Source organism: Streptomyces sp. CBMA152, assembly GCF_014596475.1.
In the GTDB taxonomy this organism is placed as follows: Bacteria; Actinomycetota; Actinomycetes; order Streptomycetales; family Streptomycetaceae; genus Streptomyces.
In genome coordinates this window covers 670,190-687,398 of record NZ_MECJ01000002.1, presented here as the reverse complement: position 1 = coordinate 687,398, position 17,209 = coordinate 670,190, and the positions used below count along the sequence as shown (strand labels likewise).

Sequence of the window (17,209 nt, the reverse complement as noted above, 5' to 3'; positions counted from 1 at the left end):
TGGCCCGGTGGCCGTGTTCGTAGTCGATCGGGCTGCGGAACCCGCACACGCTGTGCAGCCGATGGGTGTTGCAGAACCCAGTGATCCAGGTCGCGATCTTCAGCCACGTCAAGCACGCGGCAGGACACGGTGTGCGGAGTTTCTGCTCGGCCTTGCAATGCGCTTGTGGTCGGGCCAGCCCAGTTCCTGGGGTGCTGCTGGAGGCCGACGGAGGGTGACTGATCCATTTCGCGTGCTGGGCTCCAGGCGTCCGTCAGCAAAGGGAGGAGCTGTACATCCCGCCAAGCCGGCGGATCTCCTCCAGGGGGTATGGGCTCTGCCTGCTCTGGCGCTGGAAGTTGCGGTTGAAGTCGGACATCACTGCGGCGATCGGCGCGTGCCGGGCAAGGATCGCCGCGGCCCCCTCGGGGATTCCTGTGGGGCGCTTGCCCTCTGCGTAGGCGCGCACCAACGCATAGCGGCCCTCCCGGTCACCCCTGTGGTATCCGTACAGAGCGGTGACCAGCCAGTTCACCAGATACGTGGCGGTGTAACAACGGTCGTAGGTCTGATGCCGGTCGAAGAAATCGGCTTCGCCCTGTGACAGCTCGAACCCGGAGGAGAGCGCGAGGCCGTAATCCGTGAAGTAGAGGCGCTGGCCGTCGGTCAGGATGTTCTCGAAGTGCGCGTCGAAGTGCAGGAGCCCCCGCGCGTTCATGAACGAGGTTCCAGCTTCCAGGTTCTTCTCCACCATGGCGCAGGCTCGGTTGGCGGTCTCGTCGCCTGCTTCGACCTGGGTGCCGAGCCACTGGTGCAGGTTCTGCGGGATGTACTCCAGGAACAGCGCGACGCTCGCCGAGGACTGTTGGAGAGCCTCGATCCGGCGGCGCACCTGCGATCCACCGCCCCAGTAGGCGACGGCCCCGTCGATGTCGGCCAGTTCTTCGGGCAGGGGCGTTGAGTCCGGTAGCACCCGCCAGTGGTACATCAGGGGAAAGCCCTCGTGTTCCGCCGCGAGCACCCAGTTCGTCGTCATGGTGTGCACGGCGAGTTCCCTCCAGGCCCCAAAGCCCGGACCGCCGATGGTGCCGATGCCGTACTGGCAGAAGACGGGCAGCTCGAACAGATTCGCCGTGGACCGGACGTGCTCGGGTTGCATCTCCAAGTCGGTCAGGGGCACCCGCTTCACGAAGACCGGGGTTCCGGCGACCTCCAGCAGGGCCGACTTCCCACCGATGCCGGATCCGATCGGCACGGCCGTGTCCACGAGCTCGCGCAGGGCGCGATCACTGCACAGGGCCAGGGAGGTGGAGACGGCACCATGGGTGGTCAGACGCGCGCCGCGCGACATGTCAGGGCACTTCACTGCGCCTCCATCTGGCTGCCGACCCCGATTCCGCAATGGCTACGCAGTCCCGCCGAGCGCAACGGCGCGTGGCTCTCCGGTTTGGCCTCCGGAGCGGGCAGAGGCGTCCAAGATCCGTGCGTGACGACAGACCTGAACACCCTTCTGACCGCACTCTACGTGAAGACCGACGACGAAATCAGAGGAACCCGGTGCCTCGGCAGAGCGCCGCTACGCAGGGACTCCGAACTCGTCTGTCTTGCTGTGGCTCAAACTCTGCTCGGGGACCACTCGGAGGCCCGGTGGCTGCGCTACGCGAACACGCACCTGACCGGCATGTTCTCGTACCTGCCCCAACACCCCGACTACCACTGGCGGTTGAAGGCTGCACTGCCGCTGCTCAAGCGGGAGAAGCAGCACCACGGAGAGCCGATGGCACAACATCTGACCGACGCGGCAGTCACCCCCTCGCTGATTGCCTATGACCACTGATCACATCGGAACTACTCGTCTGGTGCTGTGGCCGGGAACGTTCACGGGGGGTGGGGAGTCCAGTCCTGGCTAAGCTGCGCGTAGCGGAATGATGTTCGGTTGTGAGGGGGGCGGGCGGATGCTGATCGAGGTTGCAGGGGTGCGCGTGCCTGCGGGGCGGGCGGCAGAGGCGGCGCGGCTGGTCTGTGAGGAATACGCCGACGAGGCGCTGTACCACCACTCCGTGCGGTCGTACTTCTTCGGCGCGGCCTGGGCGGAGGCGCGTGGCCTCGGCTTCGACCGTGAGCTGTTGTTCGTCTCGGCGTTGCTGCACGACTTGGGTCTCGTTGCGCCCTTCGACAGTCACACGCTCTCGTTTGAAGAGGCTGGTGGCCATCTGGCCCGGGTCTTCACGGCCGGTCTCGGCTGGCCGACTGAGCGACGCGACCGGGCGGCGGAGCTGATCGTGCTCCATATGCGGGACGACGTTGCGCCGGAAAGAGATGTGGAGAGTCGACTGTTGCAGGTGGGGACCAGCGCGGATGTATCCGGGGCGGGTCTGGAAGCCTTCGACCCGTCTTTCACGGATGCGCTCGTTGTGGCGTACCCCCGGCTGGGCTTTGCCAAGTCCTTTGTGCGCCTGTTTCAGGACCAGGCGGAGCGTAAGCCAGGGTGCGCAGCGGCGGAGTTGGTAGCGGGAGAGTGGGCGGAGCGGACCGTGTCCAATCCGCTCGATCAGGGCTGAGGCCGGCGGGTTCAACGGGTTGTCATGCGGCTTCGGTGAGGGGGTCCGCCCCAGCGGATGCCTTTCTCGCTGCGGATGCGGGCGCGCTCTTTGCGCTGGGCGGCCGGGATGTCGGGGTGGCGGGCGTTGGCGTTGCGCCAGCGCAGGTAGGCATGCAGCTCGCGGGTCTGGACGGTGTGGTTCGGATGGTGGGAGTTGGCAAGGGTGAACTGCCGCAGTGGCCCGAAGTGGGCCTCGATGGGCGGGCCGAGGCCGAGATCGAGCCCGACGTGCGCGGCTGGCTCGCAGGGTTCTACGCCGCCTTCTCGGGGGACACCATGCCGACATCAGGCGCGCCCGACCCGCACTTCGTCGGCTCCGGCGGGACGCTCCGCGGCCGGTTCCCCTCCGGCTCGGGGCCTGCGTGGCTGAATTCGATGTCGAGCGCGGGGTCGAAGAGCTGGGCCGGGTCCCCGCCCAGCACACTGACCAGCCGCCCCCGCCCATCCCACAGGGGGTTGTCGGTGTCGAGCCTGCCGTGCACCAGGCAGGGCTCCGGCACGAGGAGGTCCCGCGCCTGGCTTCACACCGTGGAATTCCGGCACGTCGAGGGCGCCAGTCGGTCGGTCGAGTCGTTCGACGTGCGTGCAGGGTGCGTTCAGATGTCCCTTCCGGGTGTGGAACTGGCGCGCGGCGGAGGGATTGGCGCCCCATTTGTCGTCGCGTGTAGGTGTTCTGACGGGTTGTTCGTCGGGGCTGGCCGCCTCCAGGCCGAGGATGTTCTCCAGAAGCTATTGCTGAGCGGACAGCAGCATGTACCGGCGCCTCGCCCTGCTGGCAGGGGCGGGCTTCTTGGAGGTGGCCCAGCAGCGGGTGCGCGGCACCGTCGAGCGGCACTACCGGCTACGCCAGGACCGCCCGGTCGTCGATGCCGACGCCGCCGCCGCGATGACACTGGATGACCACCGCCGGGGCTTCGCCGCCGCCATGGCCGTAACTCATCGCGGAGGCCAACGTCTACCTCCACCGCGACGACGCCGGCCCGGCGGGCGATGCGGTCACCCACCGCCAGGGCACGCTCTGGTTCAGCTCGCACGAACTCACCGAGGTGACAGTTCAGTTGCGCGGCGCTGAGTACCCGGCTGGCCAACCGGGCGACACCAGGCCGCGCACCCTGCCTGCTCAGCCCTGTCTTCCCCGGGGGGTTTCCCTCCCCCGACGAGGCTCGGCCCTGATGAGGTGACGGTATCGCCTCTGCGCCCTCTCGGCGCGGTGGGCCTGGGCACTGGTGGGAACGAAGGCGAGCAAGTCCAGGACCGATCAAGGGCATAAGGGCATAACCGCCTCATGGTGACGATGGTCGCGCTGGAGCGCTCGTCTGGTTCATGTCGCCGATCGTCTGCCACAGCCGCAGCGCCCGTTCTCGGTGTTGGCGCGCCAGGTGGTGGAGGCCGGCGGCGGCGTCCAGGTCGCCGATCAGTTGCCAGCATGTGGCCTCGTCCTGGTGGTCGCCGTGCCGGTGGAAGATACCCGCCGCGCGCTGCAGCGCCGGGCTCGCCCGGTCCCGGTCGTGTTGACCGGCGTGCACGCGGCCGACTTCCAGCAGCGTGTACGCGGCGCACCGCTCGTCGGCCAGTTCCTCGAAGGTGGCCAACGCCTGCCTCAGACAGCGCAGCGCCTCATCCGGATCACCGCGCCGATCGTGCAGCCGGCTGAACCGCCGCAGCACCACGGCCATGCGATGCCCGTCGCCCAGCGCCCTGGCCTGGCTCAGGGCTCCGTCGAACCAGAACTCCGCCTCGTCGAGTTTGCCCTGCATGAGCTTCATCACGGCCATGGAGCAGGACAGCTGCGCTTCGATGTGCCGGTCGCCTTCCCCGGCCGCGATGGCCAGCGCGTGCTCGATACGTTCGAGTGCTTCGTCGTCACGGCCCTGTACCCGGCTGACCGTACCCAGCATGGCCACCGAAAGGGCCTCGCCGTGTTTGTCCCCACTTTCCTGGCACAACCTGAGGGAGGACTCCAGGGCGCGGGTGGCCCGGTCGAACTCGTCTTGGTAGATGTGCAGTTGCCCAAGACCGCGCAGCAGTACTGATACGCCGCGCATGTTGCCGGCGGCCTCGGCGGCGTCCAGCGCGAGCCGGTGCCCGTGCTGCCAGTCCTGGTAGAGACACCGGTGGTCGTAGTAGGTCGTCGTGCCGGCCGCCAGCTCCCAGGCCAGCTCGTCCAGGCCCCAGTGCACGGCCAGTTTCACCGTGCCGAGCAGGTTGTCGCGTTCCGCGTCGAACCAGCCGACCGGGTCGGCGAGCAGCCGGTCCATGACCGTATCGGGCAGTGACCGGCGGGGTGCTGAACCGGGAGTGGGGGCCAGCAGCCCGCCCGGCAGCCGGTCTGTGCCGCGCCCGATCAGCTCAAGCCAGACGGACAGCACGCGGGAGATCGCGTCCCGCTTGTCCGCCGTCGGCAGCGGGGCGGCGATCTCCACGGCACAGGTCCTGATCAGGTCGTGCAGCCGGTAGCGAGGCTCGCCGAGGGCGTCGGTGGCGGTCAGCCGAACCAGGCTGGCGTCGACGAGGGTGTCCAGCACCTCCTCGCCGTCCGAGCGGTCCAGCAGAGGGCCGACCACCCAGCCGGGCAGGGTGTAGGCGCCGAGCAGACCCAGCAGACTCAGCGCGCGCACCACGTCGGCCGGCAGCAGCCGCAGGCTCAGCTCGACGCTGGCTCGCACGCTCAGATCCCCGATCCTCAGCTCGGCCAGCCGCCGTGACTCGTCCTCGATGCGTTCCCGCAGAACCCGCAGCGACCAGGCCGGGCGGCCCGTCAGCTTGCCGCTGGCGATCCGGATCGCCAGCGGCAGGTTGCCGCAGCAGTCGAGGATCGCGTCGGCCTCCGCCGGCTCCCGCTCGACCCGCCGCCGCCCCACGATTTCGGTGAACAACTCCCTGGCCTCTGCCGGGCTCAGCACCTCCAGGTTGATGTGCCGAGCGCCGGGAAGTTGCGTCAGCAGAGTGCGGCTGGTGATCAACACGGCACAGCCGTCGGCCGCGGGCAGCAAGGGCAGTACCTGATCGGCGTGGCCGGCATCGTCCAGCACCACCAGCATGCGACGGTCGGCCAGCAACGACCGGTAGAGCGCGGCCCGCTCGGACAGGCCGTTCGGGATCGCGCTGCCGGCGATCGAGAGCGCACGCAGCGCCTCGGCCAGCATCAGTCCCGCGTCCCGCGGCTCGTTTGATGTCCCGGCGAGGTTGAGGTAGAGCTGCCCGTCGGGGAAGTCGGCGCTCGCCAGCCGCGCGGCGTGCGTCACCAGGGAGGACTTGCCGACACCGGGACCGCCCACGATGACGGCCACCGGGGCCCGGTTCGACGCCGACCTGTCGAGTAATCGGGCGATCTCGGCCAGCTCCTCGGCCCGGCCCACGAAGTCGGATACGTCGAGAGGCAGTTGACGTACAGGCATCGCCATGGCCGGCCTGGCGGCTGCCTCGTCAGGGCTCACCGGTGGTATGTCCAAGGGCCTGCTTGCCGGGACCGGAGCCGTCAGGGCGGGATCCGCGGTGAGGATGCGCTGGTGCAGTGCCTGGAGCGGCCGGCTGGGGTCGACGCCGAGTTCGTCGGCCAGTGTCCGGCGCAGCCGTTCGTACACCTGCAGCGCCTCGCCCTGTCGCCGACATCGGTATAGAGCGACTATCAAGTGTTCGGCGACCTGCTCGTCATAGGGGTGCTCGCGCAGCAGAGCGGTCAGCTCCTCGATGACCTCACGATGCCGCCCCAGGTCGAGTTCGATGGCCAGGCACTGCTTGTGCGTGGCCGCGCGTTTCATGTTCAGCCGTGCCGCATCGATCTCCAGGACCCGGCTGGAGATGTCGGTCAGGGCGTTCCCGCGCCAGCAGGTCAGCGCCCGGCGCAGCGCGGCAGCCGTCTCGAACGGGGCCGTGTGCCGTTCGGCAAGGTACCGCTCATGGCCGAACTCCAGCAGGTCGAGCTGATCCGGGGCCAGGTGGATCTCGTAGCCGCCGCGCCGGGTGCTGATCAGGGAGCCGGGTGCTCCGCAGGCGGCGAGGTTGCGGCGCAGCCCTGAGAGAGCGTCCTGGACCTGACGGACCGCGGTGGCGGGCGCGTTCCCGTCCCACATCACGGCGACGAGCCGTTCCATGGCGACGCTGGTGTTGGCGTCGATCAGAAGTGCTGCCAGCATCTTGGCCTGCCGCGGCCCGTCGAGCCGGACCTCGCGCCCGGTGATCTGGACGTGTAACGGCCCCAGCACCCCGAATCTCATGTACCCCCCGGCACGTGAAAAGTGACGCCGTTCCCCGGTTGGTCGTGCATTAGTACGAATCTAGGGCGGACGACGGACTCGTGTCCATAGCGTCACCGTGGGTGCCCGGTCATTCCGGTTTGGGCGCGGCTCGTTCTGAGTGAGGTGGTCCTCAGACCAGCAGGCAGGCGTTCACGGCCGAGGCAACAGGTCGAGCGGTCATTCGACGGCTCTGCGGGCGCTCCTTTCCGCAGAGCCTGGATGTCGGGCGTGATCGCGAACATGAGCGAACCGGGACTGAACCTGCTCTCACGACTGTGGGAAGAGCACATGCGCGCGCCATTCCCACCACACGTGCGCCGTCGAGAGATCGAGGGCGGCACATCGCGTCGGCCGGGTGCGCATTCGGTGCTTCCAGACGCGTTTGTTGCTCGCGCGGCGTGCGCAGGTCCAGATGGTCCTGGAAGAGCTTCCGCAGCACCTCACGCCCGCGTGTATCGAGGAGGTCCTCCAGTTCATCGTGGGTCTGGCGGGCCGCGGTCTCGGACCCAAGACCGGTCACGAACGCGGCGAACGATTTCGTCGCTGCCTCAAAGAGGTCGGCACTCGGCGGCGTCTCGTACGGTTCCACCGGCTCTTCTTCGTACGGGGGTTGCTCGTCACTTCCGACCGTAGGAAGAAGGGTTCTCACCCGTCAGAGAGCGGACCGGGCGAGACGGTGCCCGCTATGTGCTCGGCCAGGGCGAACAGACCCGGGCTGTCCCGGTGAGCCGGCCCCGACTCGCCAGGCGCTTCAGCTTCACCCTCACCGACTCCACCTGGATCTCCCGCACTACCGCCCGGGCAGCCTCCATCCGCCGACAGCATCTCCTCGAATGCTTCCAGCCGATCACTCAACTCGGCCACCTATAACCGAAGGTCGGAAACCCGTTCACGGATCGCGATCTCGCGGCGCTCCAGTTCCTCCAGCAGGGACACCGTCACCTACACCCGTCGAAACGAACCGGACGCTTCACGGTTTGTCGATGGATTTGGGTAGCGCCGAGAGATCAGGCGCCCGGAGACGTCCTCGGCACGCTCACCGCAGATGTCCAAGGTCGAGCCGTACGAGGCGATCCGGCGTGTTCGCCGTGCCGACATGAAGATGCGCGGGCTTGAGCGCAAGGACAACGTGTCGTGGCGAACGGTCAGGAAGGCCGTGGACTCGGTCTGGCCAGCGTCCCGGAAGAAGCCGCCGCGGCGCCGGACTTGCGCTGGATCCGTACAAGCCGGTGATCGACGAGATGCTGCGGAGAGACCTCGACGCGCCGCGCAAGCAGCGCCGTACGATCACCCGGAGGTCGACTTCGGTGACGTGACCGCGACTGGTGACCGGCTACGTGTTCTCGCTCCGCCTGTCGTACTCGGGCAAAGCCGTCCACCGGGTCTTCGCCTCCCGCGGCGCCAGGGGCACGGGTGGTCCCGCTGGGCGACCCGGCGGAGTCGCTGTGCGGCTGTGGTCCGCTCTCGTGTCAGCAGCTGGGCGGCTTGTGTCAACTCGTCTGAGTAGGGCGGACACGAGGCCGCCGCATAGCTCAGGAGGCGGAAAGAACCGTGTCGACTGCACGAACTTGAGTCCGCATAGCCCCCGCCCCGGAGAGGGCAGCCGCCGGAGAGCACGGCTGCCCCGTCGCCGAAGTGCCGAAGCGTCAGCTTACGGTCTCGCAGGCGCCCTGGCGGGAGGTGTAGGTGAAGGACGTGGCGCAGTAGTACCCGGGCGTCACGTTGTAGTCGAAGTTCACGAGGAAGCTGTACCAGCCGCCGCTCTCGTAGAAGTTACCCGTCTGAGCGATCACCCCCGAGGGGCCGTTGATCTGCATGTTCACCGTGCCGGCGCTGGGGAAGTGCGTCGAGTTCTGGATGTAGTAGACGAACGTCCCGCCCCCGTTGATGTCGATGCAGACCTCGAAGCTGCCACCCGCGCAGCCGGACGCGGAGAAGGGCCGGACCCCCGCAGCGGAGTTCCGGTAGATGTCGATCGTGCCCTGCGCCGTCTTGACCTTCTTGACCAGCACCGAACCCGCAGGAGCAGCCGCGGAGTGACTCGGCGTCATGCTGCTGGCGCTCGCCGCGTCGGCAGCCGTGGCTCCGGTCGCACCGACCGTCCCCACCAGGGCCATGGCGGCCGTCATCGCCGTCACCGCGGTCAACGCCCAGTTCTTCGACTTGAACTTGCTCGTCATCTGATCCCCGTTTCCTTTTCGTTGGGCGGGAACGGCTGGATGCCGCACGGTGACGCTATGGAAACGGGTCCGTCGACTGTCCTAGATTCGTCCTAATGCGCGGTCAGCCGGGGGGGGTACATGAGGTTCGGGGTGCCGGGGCCGCTACATGCCCAGATCACCGCCCTGGGTGCCGTAGCAGAGAGTTCGAGTCCTTCGTCCGGTCCCGCGCTCACCCTTTGCCGTTGGCGCACCACGACGAAGGGCGGCCCTCCCCGGCGAGGCCGCCCTTTAGGTGGGGCCAGGTGCGCCGGGTCCCGTTCCCACGGCCCGGCGCACCCGGTGATCAGATCAGGTTGAGCGAGTTGTAGCCCCAGCCGATCTTGACGCGGTTGTCGAAGGGGTCGGTGGCGTTGCCGTTGCCGGAGTAGAGCCACAGCACACCGACCTTGTCGCGGGCGACGATGTCGGTGCGTCCGTCGCCGTTGAGGTCGCTTTGGCCGGCGATCTCGGTGTACTGGCCCCAGCCGCCGCCGACCTTGGTGCGGGCGGTGACGCGGCCGTCGGCGTAGCCGAGGTACATCCACAGCACCCCGGACTTGTCGACCGCGAGGAGGTCGGACTCACGGGCTCCGGCGAGGTTGTCGGGGGAGAAGCCGCCGCCCCTCCTGATCGGTCAGCCTGCGGACTCGAACGGGCTCTGCCACCATGCGCCTCCACCTGTCGCACGGCCTGTCGGCTCACATCCAACCGGTCCGGCACCCACCACCGCGACCAGCAACCCGGCGAACCATCCCGGTCAAAGCACTGGGCGACCTCCGGGATCGGCTTGCTCGTCTCGATCACGATGCTCACAGGATCCTCACAAGACTCGGTGTTGCACTACTGTTTCTTGGACCCCAAGGCACTCAACTTCCCCTGACATCACGGACTCCACGCCACGAAGGGACCCTTAGTCGCAGCCTCCCCGGCGGCCGCCGGGCTTTCCGGTTCCGCTCCGATGTCAGAGATGGCGGGTCCCCTTATGGCTCTCACACAGCTCCGTTCGACATACTTCGCGCCGTGGACCAGCGAGCAGACGATCAGCACACGCCCTTGAACACCGCCGCACTGAACCCGGCGTACGTCCCCGGGCTCATGCCCTCCCTTGCCGCCGCGCCCGAAGCGGCGAAGTCTCGGCAGGGTGCGGCCGGGCCGGAACCCGATGCGGGGGACGCGGCGGCCGACGAACCCGGCACCGCCGCGCCGGCGGCCGACGCCGAAACCGAAGCGAAAGTCGATGCGGAGTCGGAGGCGGAGTCGCAGACCGAAGCCGAATCCGACGCCGCCGATCCCGGCGAAGGCGAGGAGGGGCCCACTCTCCTCCTGTCCGACCGGCGAGGGTCCATCACCGCCGACCGCTCGGGGATCCGGCTGCAACTGGACGGCGAAGAGGCCGAGTTCGGTTGGGACGAACTCAGCGCCGTCGAGTACGCGACCGCGCGTTGGACCCGCCGGTTCACGATCACGTTGCACCTGACCGGGCCGCGGACCCGTTGGTTCCGTACCGATGTCCAGGCCCCGGACCGGCCGAGCCTGGCCCAGTGGTCCGAGCAGCTCGAAGAAGTGCTCAACGCCTACTTCGAGGAATAGGCCACGCGGACACAACAGCGCCGAATGTACGGGGAAAAGAGATCCCCGTACGTTCGGGCGCGGCCATGGGCTGGCCGGCCGACTCGTCCTGGCTCAGCCATGGCCGTCTTCAGGCGGTGACCAGTCCCGCCAGCGCGGCGACTTCGTCCAGCACCCCGGCGAGCTCGCCCGCCAGGCCCTCCGGCGCCCGGAAGGTGTCGGACCCGTCCACCAAGTCGTTGATCCCCGCGATCGCCACGGACCGTTCGGCGGGCACCATGCCGACCCTCTTGAGCACCGGCTGGAGCATTTCCGCGGCCGGCGCTCCCCCGGTCGGGCCCGCGCTGTAGCTGACCAGGCCGACCGGCTTGCCCTGCCACTCGCGGTAGAGGAAGTCGATGGCGTTCTTGAACGGGGCGGTGAAGCCACTGTTGTACATCGGCAGTACGAACAGGAAAGCGTCGGCGGAGTCGATGAGGGCGCTCCAGTCGCGGGTGTGCTGGTGGGTGTAGATCCCGCTGGACGCGCACTCGGGCTCGTCCAGGAACGGCAGCGCGATCTCGCCGAGGTCGACCGGCGTGACGTCGAAGCCGCCCCGCTCGCGGGCCTGTTCGGCGACCCAGCGGGCGAGGGGCCGGGCCGCGGAGGTGGGGCGCACGGAGGCGGAGATGACGTGGAGACGGGACATGAGGGGCACTCCTGACAGACAGCCGGTTGTTGATGTGTCACCTATAGAAACCCTCGCGTGAGTGATGTGTCAACTAGGTAGGTGACGCATCATCAACCTGGCTAGAGTGAACGCATGACCGAACCCCAGCCGCGCTGGCTCACCGACTCCGAGCAGGACGCCTGGTACGCGTGGAGGCGGATGTTCCCGCTGGTCAACGCGGGCATCGCACGCGACCTGACCCACGACAGCGGGCTCTCCGAGGCCGACTACGACGTCCTGTCGGTACTCGGCTCGACCGAGGGCCACCGCATGCGGATCAGCGCCCTGGCCGTCCTGATGCAGTGGTCCCGCAGCCGGCTGTCCCACCAACTCACCCGTATGGAACAGCGCGGTATCGTCCGCCGCGAGGAGGTGGCCACCGACGGCCGCGGTGCCGAAGTGGTCCTCACCGACCTCGGCGTCACCACGATCACGACGGCGGCCCCGCTCCACGTGGAGTCCGTACGCCGCCACCTCATCGACATCCTCACCCCGGAGCAACTGCACACTCTCGCCGAGGTCGGCGAGCTGCTCCGCGAGCGGATGGGCATCGCGCGCAAGAACGACGCCTGACGACCTCGCGCAGGTTGGCCGTGGTCCCTGCGATCCGCTTCTCCGGGTGGGTGCGGCAGGGCCACCCTCTTCGCGGTGCCGGCCCGTACGTTGGTCGGCATGGACAACAACCGGCTGAGTGAGTTCCTGCGGGCCCGCCGCGCACTGGTGCGCCCCGAGGACCACGGGATGCCCGCGGGGGCGCGCCGTACACCTGGTCTGCGCCGGGAGGAGGTTGCCGTCCTCGCCGGGGTGAGTACCGACTACTACGTACGGTTGGAACAGGGACGCGAACGCAATCCCTCGTCCCAGGTCCTGCGGGCCCTGGCGGCCGCGCTCCTGCTTCAGGACGAGGAAGCCGCCTACCTGCGCGCCATGGTCGATCCGCCCCAGCGCCCGCGGGCCCGGCCCGCTCGGGAGTACGCCGGCCCACAACTGGTGTCCTTGCTGGACGCGTGGGCGGACACCCCGGCTCTGGTCTACGGACGCTACCTCGACCTGTTGGCCGTCAACTCCCTGGGCGAGGCGCTGTTCTCCTGGCTCGGCAACGAGACCAGCCTGATCACCGCCATGTTCCTCAACCCGGCCGCCCAGGGCTTCTACCGCGACTGGGCCGTCGTGGCGCAGGGATGCGTGGCCGCGCTACGGGCCGCCAATCCCGCCCCGGACGATCAGCGGCTGCAGGAACTCGTCGGCGAACTGTCGGTGCGCAGCCCCGACTTCGCACGTATGTGGGCGCGCCACGACGTGCGGGCCAAGACGGCCTCAGCCAAACGTTTCCGGCACCCGCTGGTCGGCGACCTCACTCTGGCCTTCGAGACCTTCTCCGTCCACAGCGCCCCCGGCCAGCACCTGGTGGTCTACCGAGCCGAACCCGGCAGCGCGGCCGAACAGTCTCTGGCCCTGCTGGGCAGCCTCGCCCTCACCGATTTCCACGACATGCAAGACGAAGGACACTTCCCGCATGAACTCCCCTGACTCCCCCGTATGGTTCATCACCGGCTGCTCCTCCGGGCTGGGCCGGGCACTGGCCCAAGCCGTGCTGGCACAGGGGTGGCGTGCCGTGGTCACCGCCCGGGACGGCGGCAAGGTCGCCGACATAGTCGCCGGGCACGAGGAACGCGCCCTCCCCCTCACGTTGGACGTCACCGACGCCGAGCAGATCGCCAAGGCGGTCGCCCAGGCACAGGCAGCGTTCGGACGGATCGACGTACTGGTCAACAACGCCGGCTACGGCTACCTCGCCGCCGTCGAGGAGGGCGAGGACGACGAGGTTCGGGACTTGTTCGACACCAACGTCTTCGGCCTGGTCAACACCACCAAGGCCGTCCTGCCCGGCATGCGAGCCCGTCGCCGCGGCCACATCGTGAACATGTCCTCCCTCGGCGGCCTCGTCGGCTTCGGCGCCACCGGTTACTACCACGCCACCAAGTTCGCCGTGGAAGGCCTCTCCGAGTCCCTCGCCGCCGAGATCGCCCCACTCGGCATCAACGTGACGATCGTCGAACCCGCCGCGTTCCGCACCAACTGGTCCGGACCCTCCATGCGCCAGTCCGCCGCGACCATCGACGACTACGCCCCCACCGCGGGCACACGACGCGCCAGCACCCTGGCCACCTACGGCCACCAGCCCGGGGATCCGGCACGCGCCGCCCAGGCCGTCATCGACGCCGTCACGGCCGAGAATCCCCCGCTGCGCCTGCTCCTGGGCAAAGCGGCGTACGACATCGCCACCGGCAAGCTCGACTCCCTCAAAACCACCTTCAACGATTGGCGGGAAGTAACTCTCAGCGCCGACTTCCCCCAAAAGCAGACGGCAAGCTGACCACGGACACCACCCACCACAGGGGCCGGCGCGTCGCGCCCGTCATGAGGCGAGGCTGGGAAGCATGGCGTAGCGCTTGGCGGCGCGGTATTCGCTGGGGGACATTCCGGTGGCCGTGCGGAAGGCGCGGGAGAAACTGTCGGGCTGGGGGTAGCCCCAGCGGGCGGCGATGGTGTGGATGGTGAGGTGTTGCAGGGCCGGGTCGGCCAGGTCCCGGCGGCAGCGGTCGAGCCGGTGCTGGCGGATGAAGGCCCGGGGTGTGGTGCCGTTGTGCTGGAAGACGCGGTGCAGGTACCGCAGGGAGATGTGGTGGGCCGAGGCGATGGCTTCCGGCACGAGGGCGGGGTCCGCCAGATGCTCGGTGATGAAGGCGCTGATCCGCAGGAACAGCGCCTTCTGGCCGGACGCATCGGACACAGCGGAGCCACCGCGCGAAGCGTCGTCGTCGAGATGGTGCGCCAGTACGGCCGACAGCAGGTCGAGCGCGGTGTCTTCGAGGCGGGTGGCGTCCTGCGGTGTGCACTGGGCGTACTCGTCGGCAAGTCCCGCCAGGAACTGGCCGAACAGCCGGCCGACGCCCTGTGTCCACGGCAGGGACAGACCGCACAGCCGGGTGAACTGCTCGTGCGGAAGCCGCAGGAGCTTCTTCGGGAACTGGAAGACGAGATGCCTGCCCGGGGTGTCACCGGCGGAGATGTCGATGGGCTGAGAGCTGTCGCCGAAGCCCATCTCTCCGCGCCTGAGCAGGAACCGCTGCCGACACTGCTCGATGCCTACCGCTCCGTCCGCGACGAGGACGACCCGGTACATCTCCGGATCGGACTGCCGGACGTGCCGGGGTGTGCGCTGGGTGGCAACAGAGGCGTACGAGGAGAGGACGGAGACCTGCCCGGCGCCCAGGGGCATCATCTCGATCCGCGCTCCGAAAGTTCCCGTCTCAAGGGCCGTGACGCGCTGGGGCACTTGCGCCACAGCCATGGCCTCGGCCCACGCCTCCGGCCGCTCACTGATGGGAAACTCGGCGGTGTCGACGACTGTTGAACGCATCCCCACTCCCACACACATCCTGGCAACAGTGATCCAAAACAGCCAGCAAAGTGCAGTGACCTTGAGAAACGGCAGTGCGTTCCCTGCACGGTCGCGCGCCCGGGCAGTGCGTTCCACGCCAACAACCATGCGCTAGGCGCCAACGACGCATTCCACCCCCCTCGGACAGACTGAGGCGTCCTCGAAAAGATCTTGTCGCACCGGGAGCAGGGCTTTCACCCGTCAGTACCTGCGGACTGGTTCCGCGAGCCTGGCCGGGTTGGCCTGCTCGGCGGTGAGGCGATCGACCGCGAAGGCCTGGGAAATACCCGGCGCCATGCCTGCCCACAACGACACGGAAACCCACAGCCCGGCGCGCAGCGGGCCCGCCACCGCAACCCGGGCGCGGCGCCCGGCCCCACTGCGGCGGGGCGCTGTCCAGCCCCGTCGGCCCTCAGTCCCCAAGGGCCGACTCCCCCACGCGTTCAGGAAGGTTGTCCATGACAAGCAGCATGCTGCGGGCGTCCAGTGAGGCGCCGCCCGAGCGCGACCGGCTGCCCGCTGGCCGTTCCTCCCGGCTGCCCTCGCTGACCGGACTGCGGTTTCCCGCCGCGTTCATGGTCTTCATCAGCCATGCCGCACTGCCGGTGCCCCAGGTACGCCTGTTCGGGGACGACAGGGTGGCCATGGACCTCAACAAGGCCACGGAGAAGGCCGGTGGGCTGGGCGTTGCCTTCTTCTTCGTGCTCAGCGGCTTCGTCCTGACGTGGTCCGCCCGCCCGAAGGACACGGCGCGGGCCTTCTGGCGCCGCCGGTTCGCCAAGATCTACCCGAACTACGCGATCACCTGGGGCCTGGCCATGGTCCTCTTCGCCTCCGCCTACACCCCGACCCGGGTGGCACTCGCCAACCTCTTCATGGTCCACGTGTGGGTACCGGACCTCCAGTACCTCCTGAGCGTGGACATGGCGAGCTGGTCGCTGGGCTGCGAACTCGTCTTCTACGCCGCGTTCCCGCTGCTGCACCGCCTGTTCTTACGCATCGACCCGGCACGCCTGAAGTACTGGATCGGCGGGGTCCTCGCGGGGATCATCCTCACACCCTGGTTCGCCTACCACGTGCTGCCCGACTCGCCGGCGATCCAACTCAGCACCTCGACATCGGCGGACGCCTCGGTGAAGCAGTTGTGGTTCGCGTACGACTTCCCGCCGGTGCGCCTGCTCGATTTCGCGCTCGGCATGCTCGTGGCGCACGCGGTACTCAACGGGCGCTGGCGCAACATCGGCATCATGTGGTCCAGCGTGCTCCTGGCGGGCAGCTACTGGCTCGCCCTGAAGTCGGACATGCTCTACGCCCAGCGCGCCACCTCGATCATCCCGATCACCCTCCTCATCGCGGCGGCCGCCATGGCCGACGCGAAGGGCGAGTTCACCCTCTTCCGCAACCGCGCGATGGTCTGGCTCGGCGAAATATCGTTCGCCTTCTACCTGTTGCACTCCATCGTGCTCGTCTACGGCCGCAAGGTCCTCGGACACGACCTCTACTCGACACCCGTGGCCATCGGCCTGGTAGCCGCGCTGCTCGCGGTGTGCATCCTGACGTCCTGGGCCCTCTACGCACTCGTCGAGCGACCGCTCACCCGCCGCTGGTCGACACCGCGGCGGGCCAAGGCCGCGACGTCCTGAGCGGGAGAGCCAGCTCCGCTCCTCTGATGCTGCGACCGGAAACGATCACCGGGGTGGCCGGGTCCGTCGAAGGTCGAACCTGCGGACCCGGCCGACACCCGACGCGTCGACTCATGTGCCCGGCCGCAGCGCCGCGCGCAGCAGGAACGGGGCCGTCACGAGCGACGCCGCGCCGAGCGCGCCCAGCGGCCAGGGCCAGTCGCCGATGAGCCAGCGCGCCAGGAACGCGGTGCCCCACAGGGCGAGCACCAGGCCCGCCCACAACGGCTGGCGACGGGGCGTCATACGAGTGCGTCCGGTCATCGCGCGGTCCCCTCTTTCCCGGGGCCGTCGCCCGTCGCCTCGCGCCATCGCGCCTTGATGTCCTCCGCCTGGTCGGTGAACTCCTTCTGCCACTTGTCCGAGGCCCGGATGTCGACATAGGGCGCGGGCAGCCAGATCGGCCTGCCTCCGTGACGGTAGACCCGGATCCGGAACGCGCCGTTGCCCCTGCCCGTCTTCTTCTCCACGGTGACCTCGGAGATGTCCTGCCAGCGGTATGCCTTGCGCCACAGGGGCCGCCAGGACAGGATGCCGTGCTCATCCACGATGATCTTGCCCAGCGCCACGTTCAGGGCGAACGGGAGAATGACGAGCCAGGCCACGCCCAGTGCATCCCAGAAACCGGAGAAGTGGCCGAGCCCGAGGCGCACTGCGGCGACGATGCCGCCGATGGTGAACAGGCCGCCGAAGACGAACCCGCTCCTGGATTCCATCGGACGGAACACCCTGGGTTCCATGTCATAGCCTTTCGCGTCATACGTCGGGTGGGTGCGACCATGTG

At 68.4% G+C, this 17,209-nt stretch carries 16 protein-coding genes and 2 pseudogenes; 8 read left to right on the top strand and 10 right to left on the bottom strand.

Annotated elements, in window-relative coordinates:
- Nucleotides 1-253: 253 nt before the first annotated feature.
- The gene (locus BG418_RS04050) at nt 254-1,330 is read right to left on the bottom strand and encodes a protein kinase family protein (protein WP_188272336.1); all 1,077 of its coding nucleotides are present in this window, start codon (nt 1,328-1,330) and stop codon (nt 254-256) included.
- A 135-nt stretch (nt 1,331-1,465) separates the two neighbouring features.
- On the opposite strand from BG418_RS04050, the gene BG418_RS41075 reads away from it, so the two are divergent.
- Both BG418_RS41075 and BG418_RS04040 read left to right on the top strand, forming a co-directional pair.
- Nucleotides 1,466-1,816: a hypothetical protein gene (locus BG418_RS41075; RefSeq protein WP_188272233.1), complete on the top strand. Its 351-nt coding sequence runs from the start codon at nt 1,466-1,468 to the stop codon at nt 1,814-1,816.
- A gap of 118 nt (nt 1,817-1,934) precedes the next feature.
- Nucleotides 1,935-2,540, top strand: coding sequence for an HD domain-containing protein (locus BG418_RS04040; protein ID WP_188272232.1), 606 nt, complete (start codon nt 1,935-1,937; stop codon nt 2,538-2,540).
- 11 nt (nt 2,541-2,551) lie between these two features.
- On the opposite strand, the pseudogene BG418_RS39505 reads toward BG418_RS04040, so the two are convergent.
- A pseudogene (locus BG418_RS39505) lies at nt 2,552-2,782 on the bottom strand (hypothetical protein); the annotation flags it as partial.
- On the opposite strand from BG418_RS39505, the pseudogene BG418_RS39500 reads away from it, so the two are divergent.
- A pseudogene (locus BG418_RS39500) lies at nt 2,780-2,953 on the top strand (alpha/beta hydrolase); the annotation flags it as partial. The pseudogenes BG418_RS39505 and BG418_RS39500 sit on opposite strands and share 3 nt — an antisense overlap.
- Before the next feature lie 911 nt (nt 2,954-3,864).
- On the opposite strand, the gene BG418_RS04030 reads toward BG418_RS39500, so the two are convergent.
- The 4 genes from BG418_RS04030 to BG418_RS04015 form a co-directional block, all read right to left on the bottom strand.
- A complete protein-coding gene (locus BG418_RS04030) occupies nt 3,865-6,786 on the bottom strand; it encodes a BTAD domain-containing putative transcriptional regulator (protein WP_188272230.1) in 2,922 nt (973 codons plus the stop codon).
- A gap of 163 nt (nt 6,787-6,949) precedes the next feature.
- Entirely contained in the window at nt 6,950-7,408 is a 459-nt protein-coding gene (locus tag BG418_RS04025; protein ID WP_188272229.1) for a hypothetical protein, read from the bottom strand.
- 1,057 nt (nt 7,409-8,465) lie between these two features.
- Nucleotides 8,466-8,999, bottom strand: coding sequence for a hypothetical protein (locus BG418_RS04020; protein ID WP_188272228.1), 534 nt, complete (start codon nt 8,997-8,999; stop codon nt 8,466-8,468).
- A 325-nt stretch (nt 9,000-9,324) separates the two neighbouring features.
- A complete protein-coding gene (locus BG418_RS04015) occupies nt 9,325-9,561 on the bottom strand; it encodes a hypothetical protein (protein WP_223184247.1) in 237 nt (78 codons plus the stop codon).
- Nucleotides 9,562-10,040: 479 nt separating this feature from the next.
- On the opposite strand from BG418_RS04015, the gene BG418_RS04010 reads away from it, so the two are divergent.
- Complete coding sequence (locus BG418_RS04010) at nt 10,041-10,610, top strand: hypothetical protein (RefSeq protein WP_188272226.1); 570 nt, start codon at nt 10,041-10,043, stop codon at nt 10,608-10,610.
- A 109-nt stretch (nt 10,611-10,719) separates the two neighbouring features.
- On the opposite strand, the gene BG418_RS04005 is transcribed toward BG418_RS04010, so the two are convergent.
- Complete coding sequence (locus tag BG418_RS04005; RefSeq protein ID WP_188272225.1) at nt 10,720-11,277, bottom strand: NADPH-dependent FMN reductase; 558 nt, start codon at nt 11,275-11,277, stop codon at nt 10,720-10,722.
- Between the two features lie 114 nt (nt 11,278-11,391).
- Here BG418_RS04005 and BG418_RS04000 point away from each other — a divergent pair, with 114 nt between their 5' ends.
- The 3 genes from BG418_RS04000 (at nt 11,392) to BG418_RS03990 (ending at nt 13,675) form a co-directional block, all read left to right on the top strand.
- Entirely contained in the window at nt 11,392-11,871 is a 480-nt protein-coding gene (locus tag BG418_RS04000) for a MarR family winged helix-turn-helix transcriptional regulator (protein WP_188272224.1), read from the top strand.
- A gap of 99 nt (nt 11,872-11,970) precedes the next feature.
- Nucleotides 11,971-12,828 (top strand): helix-turn-helix domain-containing protein, encoded by an 858-nt coding sequence (locus tag BG418_RS03995; RefSeq protein ID WP_188272223.1) that lies wholly within the window; start codon nt 11,971-11,973, stop codon nt 12,826-12,828.
- Nucleotides 12,815-13,675, top strand: a complete 861-nt coding sequence (locus tag BG418_RS03990; protein WP_188272222.1) for an oxidoreductase — start codon at nt 12,815-12,817, stop codon at nt 13,673-13,675. Before BG418_RS03995 ends, BG418_RS03990 begins: the two co-directional genes overlap by 14 nt.
- 42 nt (nt 13,676-13,717) lie before the next feature.
- Here the strand turns inward: BG418_RS03990 and BG418_RS03985 are convergent, their stop codons facing one another.
- A complete protein-coding gene (locus tag BG418_RS03985; protein WP_188272221.1) occupies nt 13,718-14,722 on the bottom strand; it encodes a helix-turn-helix domain-containing protein in 1,005 nt (334 codons plus the stop codon).
- Between the two features lie 479 nt (nt 14,723-15,201).
- On the opposite strand from BG418_RS03985, the gene BG418_RS03980 reads away from it, so the two are divergent.
- Nucleotides 15,202-16,386 (top strand): acyltransferase, encoded by a 1,185-nt coding sequence (locus tag BG418_RS03980; protein WP_188272220.1) that lies wholly within the window; start codon nt 15,202-15,204, stop codon nt 16,384-16,386.
- Between the two features lie 111 nt (nt 16,387-16,497).
- Here BG418_RS03980 and BG418_RS03975 read toward each other — a convergent pair whose 3' ends face one another.
- Entirely contained in the window at nt 16,498-16,689 is a 192-nt protein-coding gene (locus tag BG418_RS03975; protein WP_188272219.1) for a hypothetical protein, read from the bottom strand.
- The gene (locus BG418_RS03970) at nt 16,686-17,141 is read right to left on the bottom strand and encodes a hypothetical protein (RefSeq protein WP_188272218.1); all 456 of its coding nucleotides are present in this window, start codon (nt 17,139-17,141) and stop codon (nt 16,686-16,688) included. The genes BG418_RS03975 and BG418_RS03970 overlap by 4 nt, the downstream gene beginning before the upstream one ends.
- Between the last annotated feature and the right edge of the window lie 68 nt (nt 17,142-17,209).

Bases quoted from the DNA above. Each gene is read 5' to 3' on its own strand.
- BG418_RS04050 (WP_188272336.1), bottom strand. From the start codon at position 1,330: ATGTCGCGCGGCGCGCGTCTGACCACCCATGGTGCCGTCTCCACCTCC.
- BG418_RS04040 (WP_188272232.1), top strand. From the start codon at position 1,935: ATGCTGATCGAGGTTGCAGGGGTGCGCGTGCCTGCGGGGCGGGCGGCA.
- BG418_RS04020 (WP_188272228.1), bottom strand. From the start codon at position 8,999: ATGACGAGCAAGTTCAAGTCGAAGAACTGGGCGTTGACCGCGGTGACG.
- BG418_RS04015 (WP_223184247.1), bottom strand. From the start codon at position 9,561: ATGTACCTCGGCTACGCCGACGGCCGCGTCACCGCCCGCACCAAGGTC.
- BG418_RS04005 (WP_188272225.1), bottom strand. From the start codon at position 11,277: ATGTCCCGTCTCCACGTCATCTCCGCCTCCGTGCGCCCCACCTCCGCG.
- BG418_RS04000 (WP_188272224.1), top strand. From the start codon at position 11,392: ATGACCGAACCCCAGCCGCGCTGGCTCACCGACTCCGAGCAGGACGCC.
- BG418_RS03995 (WP_188272223.1), top strand. From the start codon at position 11,971: ATGGACAACAACCGGCTGAGTGAGTTCCTGCGGGCCCGCCGCGCACTG.
- BG418_RS03990 (WP_188272222.1), top strand. From the start codon at position 12,815: ATGAACTCCCCTGACTCCCCCGTATGGTTCATCACCGGCTGCTCCTCC.
- BG418_RS03985 (WP_188272221.1), bottom strand. From the start codon at position 14,722: ATGCGTTCAACAGTCGTCGACACCGCCGAGTTTCCCATCAGTGAGCGG.
- BG418_RS03980 (WP_188272220.1), top strand. From the start codon at position 15,202: ATGACAAGCAGCATGCTGCGGGCGTCCAGTGAGGCGCCGCCCGAGCGC.
- BG418_RS03975 (WP_188272219.1), bottom strand. From the start codon at position 16,689: ATGACCGGACGCACTCGTATGACGCCCCGTCGCCAGCCGTTGTGGGCG.
- BG418_RS03970 (WP_188272218.1), bottom strand. From the start codon at position 17,141: ATGGAATCCAGGAGCGGGTTCGTCTTCGGCGGCCTGTTCACCATCGGC.